We start from the raw sequence: 19,356 nt of genomic DNA on the forward strand, positions 1-19,356 counted from the left end.
CATCGAATCTGTTGTTTTGATTTCCTTTCAGAAAAAGGGGCGCGCTTTGCCGTTCGCCCCAAGACGTACAAAAAGGCACCCGCAGCACCGGAGACGCACTAGAACAAAGGAGAGCGATTTGGTCTTGGAACTGGAGCGGGTGACAGTCGTTTCGGGCGCTCAGACGCACCTGTACGGCGTCGATCTGCGGCTTGTCCCCGGCGCGATCAACGTGTTGCTTGGACCGACGCAAGCAGGCAAGACCACCCTGATGCGCGTGATGGCCGGACTCGACCGCCCGGCTTCGGGCCGGGTGTTGGCCGACGGCAACGACGTGACCGGCGTCAGCGTCAGGCTGCGCAACCTCGCAATGGTCTATCAGCAGTTCATCAACTATCCGGCCATGACGGTGTTCGACAACATCGCGTCGCCGCTGAAGCTGCAAAAGACGGCCGCCGACGAAGTCAAAAGGCGCGTCCACGAAGTCGCCGCCAAACTCCATATCGATCACCTGCTGCAACGGCGTCCGGGCGAACTGTCCGGCGGCCAGCAGCAGCGTTGCGCGCTGGCGCGGGCGCTGGTCAAGCGCTCGTCGCTGGTGTTGCTGGACGAACCGCTCGTCAATCTCGACTACAAGCTGCGCGAGGAATTGCGCGTCGAACTGGCGACGTTGTTCGCGGACGGCAAAACCACCGTCGTCTATGCGACGACCGAACCGCTCGAAGCGCTGCTGCTCGGCGGCTACACGGCGATCGTCGACAAGGGGCGCGTGCTGCAGCACGGCCCGACGCTCGATGTGTACAACGCGCCCGCCAATATCGACGTCGCGGCCGTCTTCAACGACCCGCCGATGAACATGCTCGCCAGCGATCTCACCCCCGAGGGCACCGCGCGCCTGCCGATCGGCATCGACGTGCCGCTCGGTCGGGCCAGCGCGCGCGCTGTCAGCGGGAACGAAACGTTCCGCATCGGCGTGCGGCCCGGCCATCTTCGACTCGCGCCTCGGACGCAGCGCTCCGTTGCCGTGCCATGCCGACTCGAACTGGCCGAATTGAGCGGCTCTGAAACCTACCTGCATCTGCACACTCGGCAAGGCGGCATCGATCTGGTCGCGCAACTGCAAGGCGTGCATCAGATCGATCTCGGTACGGAACTCGACGTGTACATCGACCCCGACGAACTGTTTGTGTTCGGCGCGGACACGACGCTGGTGTCTGGCCCGGAGGCCGCTCATGGCGCGCATTGAGTTCCAGAATCTCGCGCACGCTTACGCCCCCAACCCCGCCACGCTCGACGACTACGCGTTGCAACCGATGAGCATGGTCTGGGAAGACGGCGGCGCGTATGCGTTGCTCGGGCCGTCGGGTTGCGGCAAGTCCACGCTGTTGAACATCGTATCCGGGCTCGTGACGCCGTCGGAAGGGAAGGTGTTGTTCGACGGAAGCGACATCACAGCGAAGAGCCCGCGCGAGCGCAACATCGCGCAAGTGTTCCAGTTCCCGGTGATCTACGACACGATGAGCGTGTTCGACAACCTCGCGTTCCCGCTGCGCAACCGGAAAATGTCGGCACGCGACGTGAAACAGCGCGTTCACGAAGTTGCGGAAATTCTCGACATGACACGTGAATTGCCGCGCAAGGCGAACAATCTGTCGGCGGATGCGAAGCAGAAAATCTCACTGGGACGCGGCCTCGTGCGCAAGGACGTCGCCGCGATCCTGTTTGATGAACCGCTGACCGTCATCGATCCGCATATGAAGTGGATCCTCCGTCGCCAGTTGAAGAAGATTCATCAGCAACTGAAGCTGACGCTGATCTACGTGACGCACGATCAGGTCGAGGCGCTGACCTTCGCGGATGAAGTCGTGGTGATGACGAACGGCCGCGTCGTGCAGAAGGGTGATCCGGGTGCGTTGTTTTTGCGACCCGATCATGCGTTCGTCGGCTACTTCATCGGCAGTCCGGGGATGAATCTCTGCCCGATCGAGCTGAACGCCGACGGCATCAAGATCGGCACGCAGCACTTGCGACTCGACTCGCCTACGCTCGAAACGCTGAAGCACGCCAACGGCACGCTGACGCTCGGCATTCGCCCGGAGTTCGTGCGTGTGGTGAGCGATGGTGAACCCGGTGCGGTGAAAGCACACCTGCTGCGTGTGCAGCAACTCGGCAATTACCAACTGGTCACCGCGCAATGCGATGGCCACGTCTTCAGGGCCAAGGTCGAACCGCATCTGCGCGTCGACGAAGGCGCGGTCTGGTTGAAGCTCGCCACAGCGGAAACCGTGTTCTTCAGCAACGATGAAAGGATCACGCGATGAACAAGCCCGTCAACCAGAAGGCTTGGCTGCTGGTCGTACCGGTGTTCATCTGCGTCGCGTTTTCCGCCATCTTGCCGCTTATGACGGTGGTCAACTATTCGGTGCAGGACATCATCAGCCCGACGCAGCATGTGTTCGTCGGCACCGAATGGTTTCGCGCAATCATCAACGACGACGACCTGCGCGGCGCGCTCGGGCGGCAGATTATCTTCTCCGCTTGCGTGCTGCTGTTCGAAATCCCGCTCGGCGTCGGCCTTGCGCTGGCGATGCCCGCATCCGGCTGGCGTGCGTCGGCGTCGCTGGTCGTGCTGGCCATGCCGCTGCTGATTCCGTGGAACGTGGTCGGCACGATCTGGCAGATTTTCGGGCGGCCGGATATCGGTCTACTCGGTTATGCCCTCAATCACGCGGGCATCGAATATAACTACACGGCCAGTCCCGGCGCCGCGTGGATCACGGTGCTCGTAATGGACATCTGGCATTGGACACCCCTCGTCGCGCTGCTTTGCTATGCGGGCTTGCGCGCGATTCCAGACGCGTTCTATCAGGCCGCCGAAATCGACGGCGCAAGCCGCTTCGCCGTATTCCGCTATATCGAGCTGCCGAAGATGCGCGGCGTGTTGATGATCGCCGTGCTGCTGCGCTTCATGGACAGCTTCATGATCTATACCGAGCCGTTCGTGCTGACGGGCGGCGGCCCAGGCGATTCGACCACGTTCCTGTCGCAGTACCTGACGCAAAAAGCGGTCGGCCAATTCGACCTCGGTCCGGCGGCGGCGTTTTCGCTGATCTACTTCCTGATCATCCTGTTGCTGTGTTTCATTCTCTACAACTGGATGGAGCGCGTGGGTAAAGGCGGCCCGGCAACCACGGGAGACGACTATGCGCAATAACCGCTGGATGCGCGTCGTCGTGCTGACGGTGTACATCCTGTTCGCGCTGATTCCGCTCTACTGGATGCTGTCGATCTCGCTACGCACGAACGAAGAGACGATGTCGGCGTTCGCGATCTGGCCGCATCACGTGACGCTCGACAACTACAAGGTCATCTTCACCGATTCGTCCTGGTACTGGGGCTACATCAACTCGATCATCTACGTGCTGATGAACACGGTGATGTCGGTGCTGGTCGCGTTGCCCGCCGCGTACGCGTTCTCGCGTTATCGGTTTCTCGGCGACAAGCACATGTTCTTCTGGCTGCTCACCAACCGGATGACGCCGCCCGCGGTGTTCCTGCTGCCGTTCTTCCAGCTGTATTCGAGCGTGGGTTTGATGGACACGTATATCGCGGTCGCGCTCGCGCACATGCTGTTCAACGTGCCGCTCGCGGTGTGGATTCTCGAAGGTTTCATGTCGGGCGTGCCGCGCGAAATCGACGAAACCGCCTACATCGACGGCTATACGTTCCCGGCCTTCTTCATCAAGATTTTCCTGCCGCTGATCAAGTCGGGAGTGGGCGTGACCGCGTTCTTCTGCTTCATGTTCAGCTGGGTCGAACTCCTGCTCGCGCGTACGCTCACCACCGTCAACGCCAAGCCGATTGCCGCCGTGATGACGCGCACGGTATCGGCGGCGGGGATGGATTGGGGCGTGCTGTCGGCGGCGGGCGTGCTGACCATCGTGCCCGGCGCGCTCGTCATCTATTTTGTGCGGAACTACATCGCGAAGGGCTTTGCGATGGGGAGAGTCTGATGCTGACGTGGATGTATTGGACACCGGAAGTGGCGGTCTTTTTCGGCTGCGTCGTGGTGATGCTGGCGGGCATGACTGTGTGGGAAATCCGCTCGCCCACGGTCGAACGCAAAGGCTTTCTGCCGATCGGCACCACGCGTGGCGACCGGCTCTTTATCGGACTGCTGATTGCGGCGTACATCAATCTCGCGTGGATCGGCATCAGCGCGGAACGTGCGAGCGCGTGGCCCGGTTTCGCGGCATCGATGCTCGTGCTGCTGATTGTCATGTGGAAAGGATGAACAGCGTTGCGTCCTGAAGGTTTGCGTATCTGGACAGACCGGTTCCGTTGATGCCCCGGGCGGACCTCGGCAGTTGATCCAAGGGGTGCGGAGACACAGGAGAAAGCCATGCAACAGAGGAGACGAATCGTCACGCTCGCCGTGGCAGGGGTCGTCGCGACTGGCTTGACGAGCCACGCAGCGATCGCCGGCACGCCCGAAGCGCAGAAGTGGGTCGACAGCGAGTTCCAGCCGAGCACGCTGTCGAAGCAGCAGCAGATGGACGAGATGAAGTGGTTCATCGACACCGCAGCGACGCTGAAATCGGCCGGCGTCAAAGAGGTGCACGTGGTGTCCGAAACACTCGACACGCACATGTATGAATCGAAAACGCTCGCCAAAGCGTTCACCGAAATCACCGGCATTTCCGTCAAGCACGACATCATCCAGGAAGGCGACGTCGTCGAAAAACTGCAGACCTCGATGCAATCCGGTCAGAGCATTTACGACGGCTGGATTTCCGATTCCGATCTGATTGGCACGCATTACCGCTATGGCGTGATCATGCCGCTGTCCGACTATATGGCCGGCGAAGGCAAGCAGTACACGAACCCTGGTCTCGACATCAAGGACTTTATCGGCACCAGTTTCACGACCGCGCCGGACAAGAAGCTCTATCAGTTGCCCGACCAGCAGTTCGCGAACCTGTATTGGTTCCGCGCCGACTGGTTCGCGCGCAAGGATCTGCAGGACAAGTTCAAGGCGAAGTACGGATACGATCTCGGCGTGCCGGTGAACTGGTCCGCGTATGAGGACATTGCCGAATTCTTCACGAACGACGTCAAGAACATTGACGGCGAAAAAGTCTATGGGCACATGGACTACGGCAAGAAAGACCCGTCGTTGGGATGGCGCTTTACCGATGCGTGGCTGTCGATGGCGGGCGAAGCCGACAAGGGCATTCCGAACGGCATGCCGGTCGACGAATGGGGCGTGCGCGTCACGCCGGACGGCTGCCATGCGGTGGGCGCGTCGGTCTCGCGCGGCGGCGGCACGAATAGTCCAGCCGCGGTGTTCGCGACCACCAAATACATCGACTGGCTGAAGAAGTTCGCGCCGCCCGAAGCCTCGGGCATGACGTTCAACGAAGCGGGACCGGTACCGGCGCAAGGCAAGATCGCCCAGCAGATCTTCTGGTACAGCGCATTCACCGCTTCGATGCTGAAACCCGGCAACGTGACCAACGCGGACGGCACGCCGAAGTGGCGGATGGCGCCATCGCCGCACGGTCCGTACTGGAAGGACGGCATGCAGAACGGCTACCAGGACGTCGGTTCGTGGACCTTCTTCAAGTCGACGCCGCCGAACCAGCGTGCCGCCGCGTGGTTATACGCGCAGTTCGTCACGTCCAAAACCGTCTCGCTGAAGAAGTCGATTACCGGTCTCACGTTCATCCGCGATTCCGATATTCATAGCGACTACTTTACGAAGAACGCGGACAAGTACGGCGGCCTGATCGAGTTCTATAGAAGTCCGGCGCGCGTCGCCTGGACGCCGACCGGCAACAATGTGCCCGATTATCCGAAGATGGCGCAACTGTGGTGGAAGAACGTCGCGACGGCCGTCGCCGGCGAAAAGACGCCGCAAGCCGCAATGGACAATCTGGCGAAGGAAATGGACCAGGTGCTGGCCCGTTTGCAGCGCGCGGGGATGAAGGTTTGCGCGCCGGAGTTGAATCCGGAAAGCGATCCGGCGAAATGGCTGTCGGATCAGCACGCACCGTGGAAGAAGCTGGCGAACGAGAAGCCGAAAGGCGAAACGGTCAAGTACGACCAACTGCTGACTGCGTGGAAACAGGGGAAGGTTCGGTAAAGGTGGCGATGCGGTAACACGAGAGGGTTTGATGCGGGCGGCCTGTTCAGGTCGCCCGCATCGTTTCAATCTCTGGAGGCGTACATCTCACCGTTTCGACCAGGGCGCCATCGCTTCGAACACACCGTCACGTCTCACTAGCGCATGCAGAAGCGCCGCCGCCAGGTGCAGCAAGATCAGCGCGAAGAAGCACAGCGCGAGCGTCCTATGCGCGTTCCACAGCAGCGTGTGCAAACCGTTGCTATGCGGCAGGATGGACGGCAAATGCATTCCGAACACCACGACCGGATAATCCGCGGCCGACAGCATGCCCCAGCCGATCAGCGGAAGCCCGATCATCAGTAAGTAGAACGCGAGGTGGGACAGGCGCGCGGCGAGTTTCATCGGTTCCGGCATCGACGCTGGCAGCGGCGGGGCGCCCCGAGTTAACCTCACCACCAGCCGAATCAGCGCCAGCACGAGAATCACGATGCCCAGCGGCTTGTGGATGGACACCAGAGAAAGATAGTCCGGGCGAACGGTGGACACCATCCCGACGCCGATGAACAGCATCGCCAGAATGCAAATCGCCATGAGCCAGTGAAGCGCGCGTTGCAGCGGTGTGAAGCGATCGTGGATCGGGCTCATGGCGTGGCTCCTCCCGGATGGCGCGGATAGTCCTTATCCTCGGCGGTCCGCCGGTTGAACGATACGGAATAGGCGGCTGAGCGCGCGGCCGGAAACGGATCGTCCGAGACGTGCATGCCCGACGGCAGGACGGTGGGATCGAAGTTGAGATCGCGACACGGCCCGTTGGCCTCGGGCTCGATGGCGTTGACCACCAGCGTCCCCGCGTCTACCTTGCGCCGATCTTCCGGCCAGGCTTTGCTGGGGTCAGCGGTCGGGTCGCCGGGATTGGCGACCGTGACGACCAATGTCCAGCGTTGCGGCGCGCTTTGCACCCGCTGCGTGATATCCGCGGCGAGGAAGTCGGCGCCTTTCGCCTTCAACTGGTCAGGCGATACCGCCTCGGGCTGCGCGGTGGGCACGAAGGACCAGCGCACGGCCTGGTCTTCTCCCGCGGCATTGGTGAAGATGAAGCTATTGAGGCTGTTGTACCGGTCCTGCGCGTACGAGGCCGTCCACGGCGCGCTGCCGGCCCACCCGACAAACGTGCCGAACTCCGGGTGCGCGGCGATAAAATTCTTCATGGCGTCCGGATCGCTCCCGTTGGCCGAGGCCTGAAGCAGACCGTAGAACGCCTGCGGCGTGGCGACCGGGAAGAAGGGCGCGTCGATCATCGCCGTGCGCCATTCGCTTCCATTCGGCGCGACGATGCGCAGGCTGAGGCCCCGCACCCGGACCGTGGCGTCCGGCGCTTTGGGATCCGCAGTAGCGAGGTTGAAACGTCCCGTGACCGGGTACGAGCCAGGCGCGAACATCGGCGCCTTGGACAGGGCCGCAGCTCCGCCATTCGATTCGAAGCTGCCAGTAAAGCAGATGCCCTTGGCGTGATTGCGCCGGAAGCCGAGCGCTGCGCCGCCCGGCGGCGCCAGCCCATTGACGATCTTCGCCGGCGTCAGGCGCCCCGGCGAGAGCCAGCCGGCCGTAAAGGCGAAGGCCGCGACCAGCGCGATCACGACGATTGCAATCAGGACTAGCGAACGGAATGTGGAGGCGTTGGAAGTCGGTCTGTCGGCCATCGAACTCTCCCGATCAATGATTCGGCTGAGTAGAAATCTAGCAGGGTGGGGGCAATAGTGCCATTGGTTGGTGGAGTGTGCTTGGTGGGCGGAGGGCGGGGTTCGGTCGGCACCAGGTTGGCGCGTGCATCAACCGAGCGCTCACCGAAGAACACTATTCGGCGTCGTGCTGAACGACATGAACCGCGCGATGGACCACCTGCCATCCGGTTGCCGCTTAAAAATATCCATCCCTGCCTCGTGGGTCACGCTTTGCTCAGCACCCTTGCGTGCTGTCAGCGTCCAGAACAGCCGCACTACGGCGATATCCCCGGAAACGATGATCTCGCGGATGTCCGGGCTATCGTAGTGAAGGGTCAACTCAGGCTTCGCCAGCAGCGCGGCGAGCTTCGTGCAGAGCGTATCCCGGTTACCATCGAGCACTTCAGGGACGGTTGAAACCAGGTCAGGCGCAAACACATCGCAGACGCCCGCTGCATTGCGGGCGTTGAATGCCTCTGCCCAGCCTCGCAGCCGGTCCGTGATGGCGGCCTTGTCGGACCCTGCGTCAGCGCGAGCCGGAGTCGCCATGACAACGCCCGCTAATACCGCGGTAATCGTAAGCAGCCGTCTGATCATCGGAATTCTCCAAACCGACAGAATCCGCTTCCACTCAAAAAATAACAACCATCCCCTCAAGAACAGCAGCGCATTGCCGATATTGCGAGAAGAGCGCCTACGGTTTGAATGTTCCGCTGTCCCGGCCGGACAGGTGTATGCTGGCCAGTCCGCAAAAAAAAATGGCATCTAATTAGCCGCATTCAAAGTGACCCAATAGCAGGATCGCGTCGCCGGCGTCATTGCTGGGAAAATTGAATGTGGTACTCAAGTCATCTTCGTACGACGGAGACACTGTGATTCGACATTGCCTCGGGGGTTTGCTACTGGCGCTAAGCTGCATGGGTAGCGCTATGGCCGCGGGTCCCGAATGTTCGCGTTCGTTTACGCTAGCTTTACACGATCACGGTCTGCTCTATTCCGTCGACACGGACACCGGGATCGACAAGGACTTCGCTGACGAGTTGATCCGCCGCAGCGGTTGCCAGATCAGAGTCAGCCTGATGTCGCGGGCCCGGATCTGGAAGCTGATTGAATCCGGCGGACTGGATTTCAGCCTGTCGGGCATTGCCAACGACGAGCGTAATGAGTACGCGGATTTCGCCTGGTACTTCAGCAACAAGTACTATCTGTTGGTGCGCAAGGACGCTGGAATTCATCGTTTGTCCGATTTCGAGCACAACAACCAGTTTCAGCTCGGCGTGATCCGCAGCTTCCGCTACAGTGAGTCGGCCAACCGTCTGGTCGACAAGTTGTCGGCCGAAAACCGCGTCAGCCAGGCCGGCGGCCTGGATCCGCTGTATCAGGCGCTGATTCTCCGACGCATTCAAGGCATGATCATCGAGCCTTTCGATTACCCTGCGATCGATGAAAAGAAAATCCGCGACGTGACCACCATCGTGGAATTCGACGACCCCGCCGTTCGTCACGGCCTCATCATGTCGAAGAAGGCACTGCCGCCGGCCGAGCGCGAAAAGTGGCGCGCCCTGGTGAACGAGATGCGCGCGGACGGCACGGTTCGGCGCATCTTCGAGAAATATTTCAAACCTGACCTCGCCGATTCGATGGTCGATTTCAAGACGCAGCCGTGAACTGGGCGCGCCTCGTCCTGCTTCCGCTATTGGTCCTGTCCGCGGCGCTCAGCGTGACGTGGATGCTTTGGGACCATGAGCGGGAAGCCGCCCGTCATGAACTCTTATCCCAGTTCAACTATTCCATGGGCGATGCGGTCAGCCGGATCGAGCAGCGCATGGGCACGTATGAACTCTTGCTACGCGGCGTGCAAAGCCTGTTCGCCGCTAGTGGAGAGATCGACCGCGATCAGTTCCGCGACTACGTCGGCACGCTCAATCTCGACGCCAACTTCTCCGGTATCCAGGCCATCGGCATCGTCGCGTGGGTGCCGGCGACGCAGAAGGTCGAGCATATTGCGGCTCTCCGCCGGCAAGGGCTGCCCGACTACGCGATCGAGCCCAAAGGCTCGCGCGAGAACTACGCGCCCATCATCCAGCGCGAGCCGTCCGCTGGCATCAATCGGGCGGCGCCCGGTTTCGATGCATGGGCCGACCCTGTGCGGCGGCGCGCCATGGAACAGGCGCGCGATTCCGGCATGGCGACCCTTTCCGGGAAAGTCCGTCTGTCGGTGGACGCCGGCAATGCTCGCCCCGGATTCATCATGTACCTGCCGATCTACGCACGAGGCCAGCCGCAAGATAGCGTCGCCCAGCGCCGCGCGCACCTGGTCGGCTGGGTCTATGCCTCTTTCCGCATGCACGATGTCATTGCCAGCCTGTACGGCGAGCAACCGCCCGGCCTCACGATCGCTATATACGATGGCGTCGAAACGTCGGCCGCCGCGCTGTTGCACAAAACGCCTGAGGCGCCCGGTCATCATCTGGCTGCGGATATGTCGGCCAACGAATATCTGGTTGTCGGCGGACATGACTGGACACTGTCGATGAGCGCCCAGGACGACTTCAAGGCTCGCTTCGGCCGCAACGCAGCGCTCCCGATTGCCAGCACCGGCACAGGCCTCAGCCTGTTGCTGGCGCTGCTCACCTGGCTGATGATGACCGGCCGCGGCCGCGCGATGCGGCTTGCCTCGGCAATGACAAAAGAATTGCGCGAGAACGAAGAGAAATTCCGCGCGATTGCCGACTGTACGGTCAACTGGGAAATCTGGTGGGGACCCGACGGCAAGCCGCGCTGGATCAATTCGGCGGTGGAGGCGTACATCGGATATACCGTCGACGAGTGCATGACAATGCCGGACTTTGCCGGCACCGTGATTTGTCCCGAGGACATTCCCCGCGTTGCACCCGAGTTTCAGAAGGCACTACAAGGCTTGCGCGGCGACGACCTGGAGTTTCGCTGCGTTCGCAAGGACGGCTCGCTCATGTGGCTGTCCGCGTCCTGGGTTCCGATTACCGATTCCAAGGGCGAGTTCATCGGCTTTCGCACGAGCGGCCGCGACATTACCGAGCGCAAACAGGTCGAGGCTGAACTGCGAATTGCCGCTGTCGCCTTCGACTCGATGGAGCCGATGATGATCACCGACGCGAGCGCCACCATTCTGCGCGTGAACTCGGCTTTCACCGAATGCACCGGCTATACGGCCGAGGAAATCGTGGGCCAGACACCGCGCGTGCTGCGCTCCGGCCGCCATGACGCCGCATTCTTTCAGGAGATGTGGGAAGCGATTCATCGCGCCGGTGGGTGGCAAGGGGAAATCTGGGATCGCCGCAAGAACGGCGAGGTGTATCCGAAATGGCTCACGATCTCCGCCGTGATGAGCGACGACGGAATCGTCAGTCACTATGTCGGCACGCATCACGACATTACCGAACGCAAGATCGCCGAAGAGCGAATCAAGGAATTGGCCTTCTTCGATGCACTGACCCGGTTGCCCAATCGCACCCTGTTGCTGGATCGCCTGAGGCAGGCAATCACGGCCAGCGCGCGGAACGAAGCGTGTGGCGCCTTGCTGTTCATCGACCTGGATCACTTCAAGACGTTGAACGATACCTTGGGTCACGACAAAGGCGATCTGCTGCTGCAGCAAGTCGCGCAGCGTCTGGCGGACAGCGTGCTCGAGAGCGACACCGTGGCCAGAGTGGGCGGCGACGAGTTCGTGGTGGTGCTCGGCAACCTGCACAAGAACCGGCAGGAGGCGGCCAACCAGACGGAGGCCGTGGGCGAAAGAATTCTCGCCGTTCTGGGTAGTCCCTATCACCTTGGCAAAATCGAATACCGCACTAGCGCAAGCATCGGCGCCACCGTGTTCAGAGGGCATCAGGCGTCGATCGACGAGCTTCTCAAGCAGGCCGACCTCGCTATGTACAAGTCCAAGGAAAGAGGACGCAATGCCGTGCGTTTCTTCGATCCGGACATGCAGACCGTCGTGGTGCAGCGCGCCGCTCTGGAAGCGGGCTTGCGCAATGCAATCGAGGACAATCAGTTTCTGCTCCATTATCAGGCGCAGGTCGTCGGTACTCGTGTAACCGGCGCGGAAGCACTGGTGCGCTGGCAGCATCCGCAGCGCGGCGTCGTGCCGCCTGCCGAGTTCATTCCGCTGGCCGAAGAAACCGGATTGATCCTTGCGCTGGGAAGCTGGGTGCTGGAGGCTGCCTGCGCGCAACTGGCGCAATGGGCTGCGCGGCCGGATATGGCGCATCTCACGATTGCGGTCAACGTCAGCGCCCAGCAGTTCCGCGAAGCTGACTTCGTGGACAACGTATTGACGATCATCGCTCGAACCGGCGCGCGGCCCGACAGGTTGAAACTGGAACTGACGGAAAGCGTGTTGGTCGACAACGTGCAGGACATCATCGAGAAGATGGGCGCGCTGAAAGCGAAAGGCATTGTCTTCGCACTGGACGACTTTGGCATCGGCTATTCGTCGCTGTCCTATTTGAAGCGACTGCCGTTGGACCAGTTGAAAATCGACCGCTCATTCGTGCGAGACGTGCTCGTCGATCCCAACGACGCTGTGATTGCCAGGACCATCGTGGCACTGGCGCGCAGCCTCGGTTTGGGCGTGATCGCCGAAGGAGTCGAAACGGAGGCTCAGCGGGATTTCCTCGCGGCAGCGGGATGCTACGCGTATCAGGGCTATTATTTCTGCCGCCCGATTCCCATCGAGGGTTTTGAAGCGATGTTGAGCAGCGTCGAGACGCGTCAGTGCGTGGCGGAGTAAGTGAGAGATAAATGACGCGTCATCAGTAGCGCAATGTTGACGCAAGCGCTCGTAGAAACATAGCCTCGGCGTCTGGGCGATCCATACACTTCGTGCGGTTTTCGCCCTCTACATACCTCGGCGTCTTCCTACAAGCGCTTGCGGCAACCGTCTACGAAACCTCGCTCGGTGTCACCTCGAGATTCTGTCATCAACCGTATAACGAACGTATATAACCGCAGGGTGAATGCTGTTAATGCGGCGTATCGAAACGTGCGACGATTCCCGGATGCAGCCAGGTCAATCTGTGGCGCATGTCTCGCTGTTTCGCTCAACCAGCATGCCTTCTTTATCAGGAAGCTCGTGCTTTATACAAGGGATTTAGGTACAGGCCGATATCATCGCTCCGCTTGATGCCACTGCTTTAAAGCCAGGCGTCATTCTTGGGAGAAAAATCATGTTTGATATTGGAAAAGAGTATTCTCGGGAAGATATTCATCGGGTGACGGGAGGATGCAAACAGGCATTCTTGCCCGTGAAGGGCGGCAAGGTCGTCGCTGCGCGATTGCGTCAGGATCTCAACCCGTATGCACCGGATGTGATCGTCTGCGATGGCAGCGCCGCTGCACGAGCGGCAGGCCGAACGCTCGCGCGACAGACCGACCCACTGCCTGTTTTTGTCCGAACAGCGACTGATCGATTCCGTTACATGGGCGAGTACGTCACCGAGGAATCGTTTACTGCTCCGATCGACTACGCCAAGTACGTGCAGAACACTGGCTTTACGCTTGGTCAGATTTCGCGCGTGATCAAGATGAAGCGCCGTTGATCTCAACGGAAACTTCGATTCGGAATCGTCTCTTCGTCGGTTGGGTTGTGGATCATGCCCAACCGGCGATCATCAATCACACGCTTGAATGCGCGCGCCGTCCCAACATCGTACGACGCGACACGTTTTACAGATAGCTGCAGACGTAGTCGAGTGTTTCGATCACGTCGATATCGAAGCGGCTTTTCCCGGGCACCGAAAACGACTCGCCCGCACCATACGTCTTCCACTCGTCACTGCCTTCGAGGCGGATGCGGCATCGGCCGGCCTGCACTTCCATGAGTTCCGGCGCATCAGTGCCGAAGTTGAGCGCGCCGGGCAGGATCACGCCAAGCGTTTTGCGCGTGCCGTCGGCAAAGAGAACGGTGTGCGAGACACACTTGCCGTCGAAGTAGACGTTGGCTCGTTTAACAATGGAAACCTGATCGAATTGCGTTGCGGCCGTCATGCCAATCTTCCTCTGGGTTGTCGTGGGTGGATGCGTTTGCGCGGACTTCAGGTCGGACGCAAGCCCGCCATGATACAGGCGGCGCGCGCGCCAGTCGTCGATTGCGCCGCAAGAGGTGGAGAGCAGCCGGCGGCCGTCAACCACCGTCTAGCCGATGATCTTCAGATGCTCAGCCAGGATAGTGCTGCCAATACCAATCAGCACGACGCCACCCGCCAACTCTGCACGCCTGCCGGCCACATGCCCGATGACACGGCCAAGCATCACACCTATCGTGACCATTGTCATGGTGGCGAGCCCGATCGCGGCGGCAGTGGAATAGATGTTGACGTCCACGAAGGCGAGGCCCGCACCGACCGCCATGGCATCGATACTCGTCGCAAAGCCGGTCAGCGCCAGCAACCAGAACGAATGAGTCGACGGTTTCGCCGCCTCGATTTCCTTGGCGGCAAAGCTATTGAAAACCATGCGGGCGCCGAGGACCAACAACAGCGAAAACGCAATCCAGTGATCCCATGCGGAAACGTATTGCGCTGCAGCTTTGCCGAGGAACCATCCGATCAGGGGTGTCAGCGCTTCGATGACGCCGAAGATGAGTCCCGTCCTGACAGCCTCACGCCAGTGAGGACGTTTGAGCGTGGCGCCTTTGCCGATTGCGGCCGCAAAGGCGTCGGTGGACATGGCGAAAGCAAGGAACAGCGTTGCGACAGGATTCATGAGAGGAGGGCTCGAGGTCGGGCGGGAAACCGCGACACACCTCCGCGCCCGACCGGTCGCGTGGTGTGTCGATGGTCTTGCCAACCAAAGGGCTACCTGCACCACGGTCTGCGCGACCGAGAATGTTGACGCAGGCGCTTCTGGGTAGAAGCCGGCTACTCCCCAAAGACAGGTGCGAGCATATCACACCGAAAGCTTTATGTAATACGGATCGCACCTCGCGTATGTGGAGACGAAATAAATCTGTCGCCACTTCATGTATCAGTAGCGTCGCAATCGGCCAATGGTATATGTTGAATTAGTGGCACACCGTCCTTCAGGAAAAGAGGCAGGTCACGTTCGCGGAAGGCAGGTACGCAAAACATCAGAACAATACGAATGCGCGTCCGGCGATAGGGCAACGGGACGCCCGTTCCTCGTACGGAAGTTGCTTCGGCGGCGCTGACTGTTGCGTGGGGACGCAGGCGACTCCTCGAAAAAAACGAGGCCTGACAAGAGCATGAATCGGTTCCGCACGTGCATCGGCCAATGCCAATTGTTGCACCGCGAGAACGCGAAACTGGAGCGAGACATGAGCCAGTCAGTATCCGCCGCGCCCGATGCGGGCCATTCCGGCGGGCGCGGGCATCGGCGGCCGGCAATGCCCGCACTCGCGCTTGCAGCATTGGGTGTGGTGTATGGCGATATCGGCACCAGTCCACTCTATACACTGCAGACGGTGTTCGATCCAGTCAACGGACTGTCGCTCAACGCGCTGAATGTGGTCGGCATTGTCTCGCTGATCGTCTGGTCGCTGATCATCGTCGTCTCGCTCAAATACGTCACGTTGATTCTGCGCGCGAACAATCACGGCGAAGGTGGGATCATGGCGCTGCTGGCGCTGGCCGCGTCGTCGGTTGCCACGCGGCCGCGCTTGCGCCATATGTTGCTGGGTGTCGGCATCATGGGTGCAGCACTCTTTTACGGCGACAGTGTGATCACGCCGGCGATCTCGGTGTTGAGCGCGGTCGAAGGTCTTCAGGTCGCCGCGCCGTTTCTCAAGACCTGTGTGATTCCCGTGACGCTGGTTGCGCTGGTCACATTGTTCCTGATGCAGAAGCGCGGCACAGCCGGTATCGGCATCGTGTTCGGACCGGTGATGGTGCTCTGGTTCATCGTGCTTGCCGTGGTGGGCGTCATCAACTTGATGCGCGCGCCCGCGATTCTCGTCGCGCTCAATCCGCTCACGGGGCTGGCGTTCTGCCTGCATCATCGGTGGCTGGCGTTCGTTGCTTTGGGTGCGGTCGTTCTGTCCTTGACCGGCGCGGAAGCGCTCTATGCGGACATGGGACATTTCGGCGCGAGGCCGATCCGGCTGACGTGGTTCGGCCTCGTGTTTCCCGCGCTTGCGTTGAACTATCTGGGGCAGGGCGCGTTGCTGCTTGCCGATCCGGGCGCGCTGCAAAATCCGTTCTACAAACTGTTTCCGCAATGGGCGCTGTATCCGATGATCGTGCTGTCGACGGTCGCGACCGTGATCGCGTCGCAAGCCGTTATCTCCGGCACGTATTCGATGACGAAGCAGGCGATGCAACTCGGCTTTCTGCCGCGCATGAATGTCGTCTACACGTCGGAAAGGGAAATGGGGCAAATCTACGTGCCAGGCATCAACTGGACGTTATTGGCCGCCGTCGTGGCGGCTGTGCTCGGCTTCGGTTCATCCACGGCGCTCGGCTCCGCGTACGGTATCGCTGTCACCGGTACGATGCTGATTACGACGATCCTGACGTTCTTCGTCATTCGCTACGCGTGGCATTACAACTGGCTGCTATGCGTGTTTGCGACCGGTTTCTTCTTCGTGATCGACGCGGCGTTCTTCTCCGCGAATCTGCTGAAGCTCATGCAGGGCGGTTGGTTCCCGCTCCTCGTCGGGCTGATCATCTACACGATCATGGCGACCTGGGGACGAGGCTGGGAGATGATGCGCGCCGAAGCGCGCGTGAGGGCCGGGACGATGCCGCTCAAACCCTATCTGGCCACGTTGCTGAAGGACTCGCCGATGCGATGCGGTGGCACGGCAATCTTTCTATCGCCCGATCCTGATGGCGTGCCGCATTCGTTGATCAACAATTTGATGCATAACCGCGTGCTGCACAAACGTGTCGTTTTCGTGACCGTGAACAATGAGGAGATACCGTGGGTGTCTACGAGTGAGCGCGTGAGTGTGCACCCGCTAGATTCGGACTGCTACCAGGTCACGATCACGTATGGTTTCATGGACGAGGTCGACTTGCCGCGCGCGCTTGAAATTTGTAAGTCGCAAGGTTTGACATTCGAGCCGGCGGAGACTTCCTACTTCCTTAGCCGTGCGACCTTGGTGCCCACTCGTGATAGCGGCATGGCGATGTGGCGAGAGCGTTTGTTCTCAGTCATGTTGCATAACGTGGGTAACGTTGCGGCTTATCTGAAGCTGCCGGCAAATCGAGTGATTGAGTTGGGGGCACGCGTGGAGATTTGAAGATTGCATAAGAACGCGAGCAAAAGGCATCGTCCGCAGGCGCGAGAGAATCAAACATTCACTTTGCTTTTAATTCGGAATACACTGAATTTGCTATTCCTCTTTTCTTTACCCGCTAGTCTTCAGTAACAGATGTTTTTGTCGTGCTCCGCGAGCCGAAGCAAACCGAGTCGGCTCGTGCCTAAACACCAATTGAACGGGACGACTCATCATGGCTGATACGAGCTACATGGCACGAAAATCCGTCGCCGATATTGTAGGAAGCGCCGACGCGGAAGAAGGCCACGCACTATCGAAAACACTCGGCGCAACCAGCATCACGGCGATGGGCATTGGCGCGATCATCGGCGCCGGCATCTTCGTTCTGACCGGCACCGCCGCGGCGCAATTCGCCGGCCCGAGCATCATCCTGTCATTCGTACTCGGTGGCATTGCGTGCGCGTTCGTCGGCCTCTGCTATTCGGAGCTGGCAGCGATGTTGCCCGTATGCGGCAGCAGTTACACCTACACGTACGCCACGCTGGGTGAAATTTTCGCGTGGATCATCGGCTGGGACTTGATCCTCGAATATGCGATGGGCGCCGCCACTGTCGCGGTCGGGTGGTCCGGTTATATCGTGAGCTTGCTGCATAACGTGGGGATCAATATCCCGCCCGATCTAGCCACCGCACCCGGCACCATCATCAAGCTACCCGATGGCACCACCGCGACAGGCATCATCAATTTGCCCGCGATCGTGATCATCGCCATTCTCACCACCATGCTCGTGCTCGGTACGAAGGAATCAGCACGGCTCAACAACGTCATGGTGGCGGTCAAGCTGACCGTGGTGGTGGCCTTTATCGCGCTCGGCATGTTTTTCATCAAGCCGGCGAACTGGCATCCGTTTATTCCCGCGAATACTGGCGAGTTCGGCAACTTCGGCATGAGCGGGATTCTGCGTGGCTCGGCCGTGGTGTTCTTCGCGTTCATCGGATTCGATGCGGTCTCCACTGCCGCACAGGAAGCGAAAAAACCGCAACGGGACATGCCGATCGGCATTCTGGGGTCGCTGATCATCTGCACCATTTTGTACATCCTCGTCGCGGGTGTTCTCACTGGACTCGTACCGTACGCTGAACTGAATGTTCCTGATCCGATCGCGAAGGGCGTGGATGCGATTGGCCTGAACTGGTTCTCGATTCTGATCAAGATCGGTGCGCTGACAGGACTGACCACCGTGATCCTCGTGCTGCTGTACGGGCAGAGCCGCATCTTCTTCACGATGTCGACGGACGGCTTGCTACCGCCTCTTTTTGCACGAGTTCATCCGCGTCTTCAGACGCCTCATTTGAGTCAGATTCTGATTGGCACGGTCGTCGCAATCGTGGCGGCGCTCACTCCGATCAGCGTGTTGGGGGAGATGGTTAGCATCGGCACTTTGTTCGCGTTCATTCTTGTGTGCGGCGCCGTGATCTATTTGCGGCGCAGTGACTCTGATGCCACACGCCCGTTCCGGGTTCCTGGTGTACCGATCGTGCCGGTTCTGGGGATCCTGTTTTGTCTGTTGCTGATGGCCGGGCTGCCGCTCGTCACGTGGGTGCGGCTTGTCGTGTGGCTTGTGATCGGGATGACCATTTATATTTCTTATGGTCGCAATCATTCAAAGTTGCGCTTTCCTGAGCGGCACTGAGAGGGCGGTGGCGCCGGGGCGGCGCTACTGCAAATATTTCTCACATATCGATGAAAAATGCTCGTTTGGTGGCTGAGGTCTGCCTTCGTAGACTGGGAGTGTGAGTGGTAGCCGCGACGATGCAGTACGACGTGGCTACTCCTGGTTTATGAGGAGGTTTGTCGTGGATATGACCTTGTTCGAGATTCCGGCCGTGGTGGTTGTTTTGTGTATCGTTGGTGTCGTGGTGGTTAGGGCGTTTGCCTCGTCGCGCGTGGATGGCATCGACGTTTTTATGCGGCGGCATATGCCCGATGAGCGGGAGGGGAATTAGAAGGAGTTTTTTTCCGCATCAAAGCTTGCCGCGTTCTGCCGGCACTTGATAAGTTGCTCGCGGTTGATTCGGGCGATCGTCCCCTTGTCAGTATCTGATATGCTGCGGCCTCGCTTGCCGTCGCGCTGAGTGCCGCGCAGCAATTTCCATCCGCCGTCCGACTCGGGGTTGGATCGTCTGATCGCGCGGCGCATCTTATCTCGCTGTCGCGTGACATCGAAATCTAAGCTCACGACCCGTCTCCCCAGCGTCTGCCCAATACCTTTCAAACGTGACATCGACATTCGCCATGAGTTATGATAG

Annotated in this window: 18 protein-coding genes and 1 riboswitch; of the genes, 12 read left to right on the forward strand and 6 right to left on the reverse strand. The window is 60.0% G+C overall.

The window, feature by feature from the left end; genetic code table 11:
• The first annotated feature begins 118 nt into the window (after positions 1 to 118).
• From B0G74_RS43165 to B0G74_RS43190, 6 genes are all read left to right on the forward strand, one after another.
• On the forward strand, positions 119 to 1,225 hold the full coding sequence (locus tag B0G74_RS43165; RefSeq protein WP_132383821.1) for an ABC transporter ATP-binding protein: 1,107 nt from the start codon (positions 119 to 121) through the stop codon (positions 1,223 to 1,225).
• Positions 1,212 to 2,300, forward strand: coding sequence for an ABC transporter ATP-binding protein (locus tag B0G74_RS43170; protein WP_132383823.1), 1,089 nt, complete (start codon positions 1,212 to 1,214; stop codon positions 2,298 to 2,300). The genes B0G74_RS43165 and B0G74_RS43170 overlap by 14 nt, the downstream gene beginning before the upstream one ends.
• Positions 2,297 to 3,193, forward strand: coding sequence for a sugar ABC transporter permease (locus tag B0G74_RS43175; protein ID WP_132383825.1), 897 nt, complete (start codon positions 2,297 to 2,299; stop codon positions 3,191 to 3,193). Before B0G74_RS43170 ends, B0G74_RS43175 begins: the two co-directional genes overlap by 4 nt.
• The gene (locus B0G74_RS43180; protein WP_132383827.1) at positions 3,183 to 3,992 is read left to right on the forward strand and encodes a carbohydrate ABC transporter permease; all 810 of its coding nucleotides are present in this window, start codon (positions 3,183 to 3,185) and stop codon (positions 3,990 to 3,992) included. Before B0G74_RS43175 ends, B0G74_RS43180 begins: the two co-directional genes overlap by 11 nt.
• Positions 3,992 to 4,273, forward strand: a complete 282-nt coding sequence (locus B0G74_RS43185; protein WP_132383829.1) for a DUF2160 domain-containing protein — start codon at positions 3,992 to 3,994, stop codon at positions 4,271 to 4,273. Before B0G74_RS43180 ends, B0G74_RS43185 begins: the two co-directional genes overlap by 1 nt.
• A gap of 108 nt (positions 4,274 to 4,381) precedes the next feature.
• The gene (locus B0G74_RS43190; RefSeq protein ID WP_132383831.1) at positions 4,382 to 6,124 is read left to right on the forward strand and encodes an ABC transporter substrate-binding protein; all 1,743 of its coding nucleotides are present in this window, start codon (positions 4,382 to 4,384) and stop codon (positions 6,122 to 6,124) included.
• A gap of 87 nt (positions 6,125 to 6,211) precedes the next feature.
• Here the strand turns inward: B0G74_RS43190 and B0G74_RS43195 are convergent, their stop codons facing one another.
• The 3 genes from B0G74_RS43195 to B0G74_RS43205 all read right to left on the reverse strand — a co-directional run bounded on the left by B0G74_RS43195 (position 6,212) and on the right by B0G74_RS43205 (position 8,592).
• Entirely contained in the window at positions 6,212 to 6,751 is a 540-nt protein-coding gene (locus B0G74_RS43195) for a cytochrome b/b6 domain-containing protein (RefSeq protein WP_132383833.1), read from the reverse strand.
• Positions 6,748 to 7,806, reverse strand: a complete 1,059-nt coding sequence (locus B0G74_RS43200; protein ID WP_132383835.1) for a catalase family peroxidase — start codon at positions 7,804 to 7,806, stop codon at positions 6,748 to 6,750. The genes B0G74_RS43195 and B0G74_RS43200 overlap by 4 nt, the downstream gene beginning before the upstream one ends.
• Positions 7,807 to 7,947: 141 nt before the next feature.
• Positions 7,948 to 8,592, reverse strand: a complete 645-nt coding sequence (locus B0G74_RS43205; RefSeq protein WP_132383837.1) for an SgcJ/EcaC family oxidoreductase — start codon at positions 8,590 to 8,592, stop codon at positions 7,948 to 7,950.
• Positions 8,593 to 8,699: 107 nt separating this feature from the next.
• On the opposite strand from B0G74_RS43205, the gene B0G74_RS43210 reads away from it, so the two are divergent.
• The 3 genes from B0G74_RS43210 to B0G74_RS43220 all read left to right on the forward strand — a co-directional run bounded on the left by B0G74_RS43210 (position 8,700) and on the right by B0G74_RS43220 (position 13,406).
• Positions 8,700 to 9,494 carry a transporter substrate-binding domain-containing protein gene (locus B0G74_RS43210; protein WP_132383839.1) on the forward strand — a complete coding sequence of 265 codons (795 nt, stop codon included), beginning with the start codon at positions 8,700 to 8,702 and terminating at the stop codon, positions 9,492 to 9,494.
• Positions 9,491 to 12,598: an EAL domain-containing protein gene (locus tag B0G74_RS43215; protein WP_132383841.1), complete on the forward strand. Its 3,108-nt coding sequence runs from the start codon at positions 9,491 to 9,493 to the stop codon at positions 12,596 to 12,598. Before B0G74_RS43210 ends, B0G74_RS43215 begins: the two co-directional genes overlap by 4 nt.
• 436 nt (positions 12,599 to 13,034) lie before the next feature.
• Positions 13,035 to 13,406 (forward strand): hypothetical protein, encoded by a 372-nt coding sequence (locus B0G74_RS43220; protein WP_132383843.1) that lies wholly within the window; start codon positions 13,035 to 13,037, stop codon positions 13,404 to 13,406.
• A 127-nt stretch (positions 13,407 to 13,533) separates the two neighbouring features.
• On the opposite strand, the gene B0G74_RS43225 is transcribed toward B0G74_RS43220, so the two are convergent.
• Positions 13,534 to 13,854, reverse strand: coding sequence for a pyrimidine/purine nucleoside phosphorylase (locus B0G74_RS43225; protein ID WP_132383845.1), 321 nt, complete (start codon positions 13,852 to 13,854; stop codon positions 13,534 to 13,536).
• A 147-nt stretch (positions 13,855 to 14,001) separates the two neighbouring features.
• Complete coding sequence (mntP, locus tag B0G74_RS43230) at positions 14,002 to 14,571, reverse strand: manganese efflux pump MntP (RefSeq protein WP_132383847.1); 570 nt, start codon at positions 14,569 to 14,571, stop codon at positions 14,002 to 14,004.
• A 10-nt stretch (positions 14,572 to 14,581) separates the two neighbouring features.
• Positions 14,582 to 14,747: riboswitch (yybP-ykoY riboswitch) on the reverse strand.
• Positions 14,748 to 15,142: 395 nt separating this feature from the next.
• Here mntP and B0G74_RS43235 point away from each other — a divergent pair.
• The 3 genes from B0G74_RS43235 to B0G74_RS46115 all read left to right on the forward strand — a co-directional run bounded on the left by B0G74_RS43235 (position 15,143) and on the right by B0G74_RS46115 (position 19,053).
• Positions 15,143 to 17,068, forward strand: a complete 1,926-nt coding sequence (locus B0G74_RS43235; RefSeq protein ID WP_132383849.1) for a potassium transporter Kup — start codon at positions 15,143 to 15,145, stop codon at positions 17,066 to 17,068.
• A gap of 211 nt (positions 17,069 to 17,279) precedes the next feature.
• A complete protein-coding gene (locus tag B0G74_RS43240; RefSeq protein WP_132383851.1) occupies positions 17,280 to 18,740 on the forward strand; it encodes an amino acid permease in 1,461 nt (486 codons plus the stop codon).
• Positions 18,741 to 18,903: 163 nt separating this feature from the next.
• Positions 18,904 to 19,053, forward strand: coding sequence for a hypothetical protein (locus B0G74_RS46115; RefSeq protein ID WP_165924049.1), 150 nt, complete (start codon positions 18,904 to 18,906; stop codon positions 19,051 to 19,053).
• Here B0G74_RS46115 and B0G74_RS43245 read toward each other — a convergent pair.
• Positions 19,050 to 19,331, reverse strand: a complete 282-nt coding sequence (locus B0G74_RS43245; protein WP_132383853.1) for a hypothetical protein — start codon at positions 19,329 to 19,331, stop codon at positions 19,050 to 19,052. The genes B0G74_RS46115 and B0G74_RS43245 overlap by 4 nt on opposite strands.
• Positions 19,332 to 19,356 lie beyond the last annotated feature (25 nt).

Origin of the sequence: Paraburkholderia sp. BL9I2N2 (genome assembly GCF_004339745.1) — a bacterium.
Classification (GTDB): domain Bacteria; phylum Pseudomonadota; class Gammaproteobacteria; order Burkholderiales; family Burkholderiaceae; genus Paraburkholderia.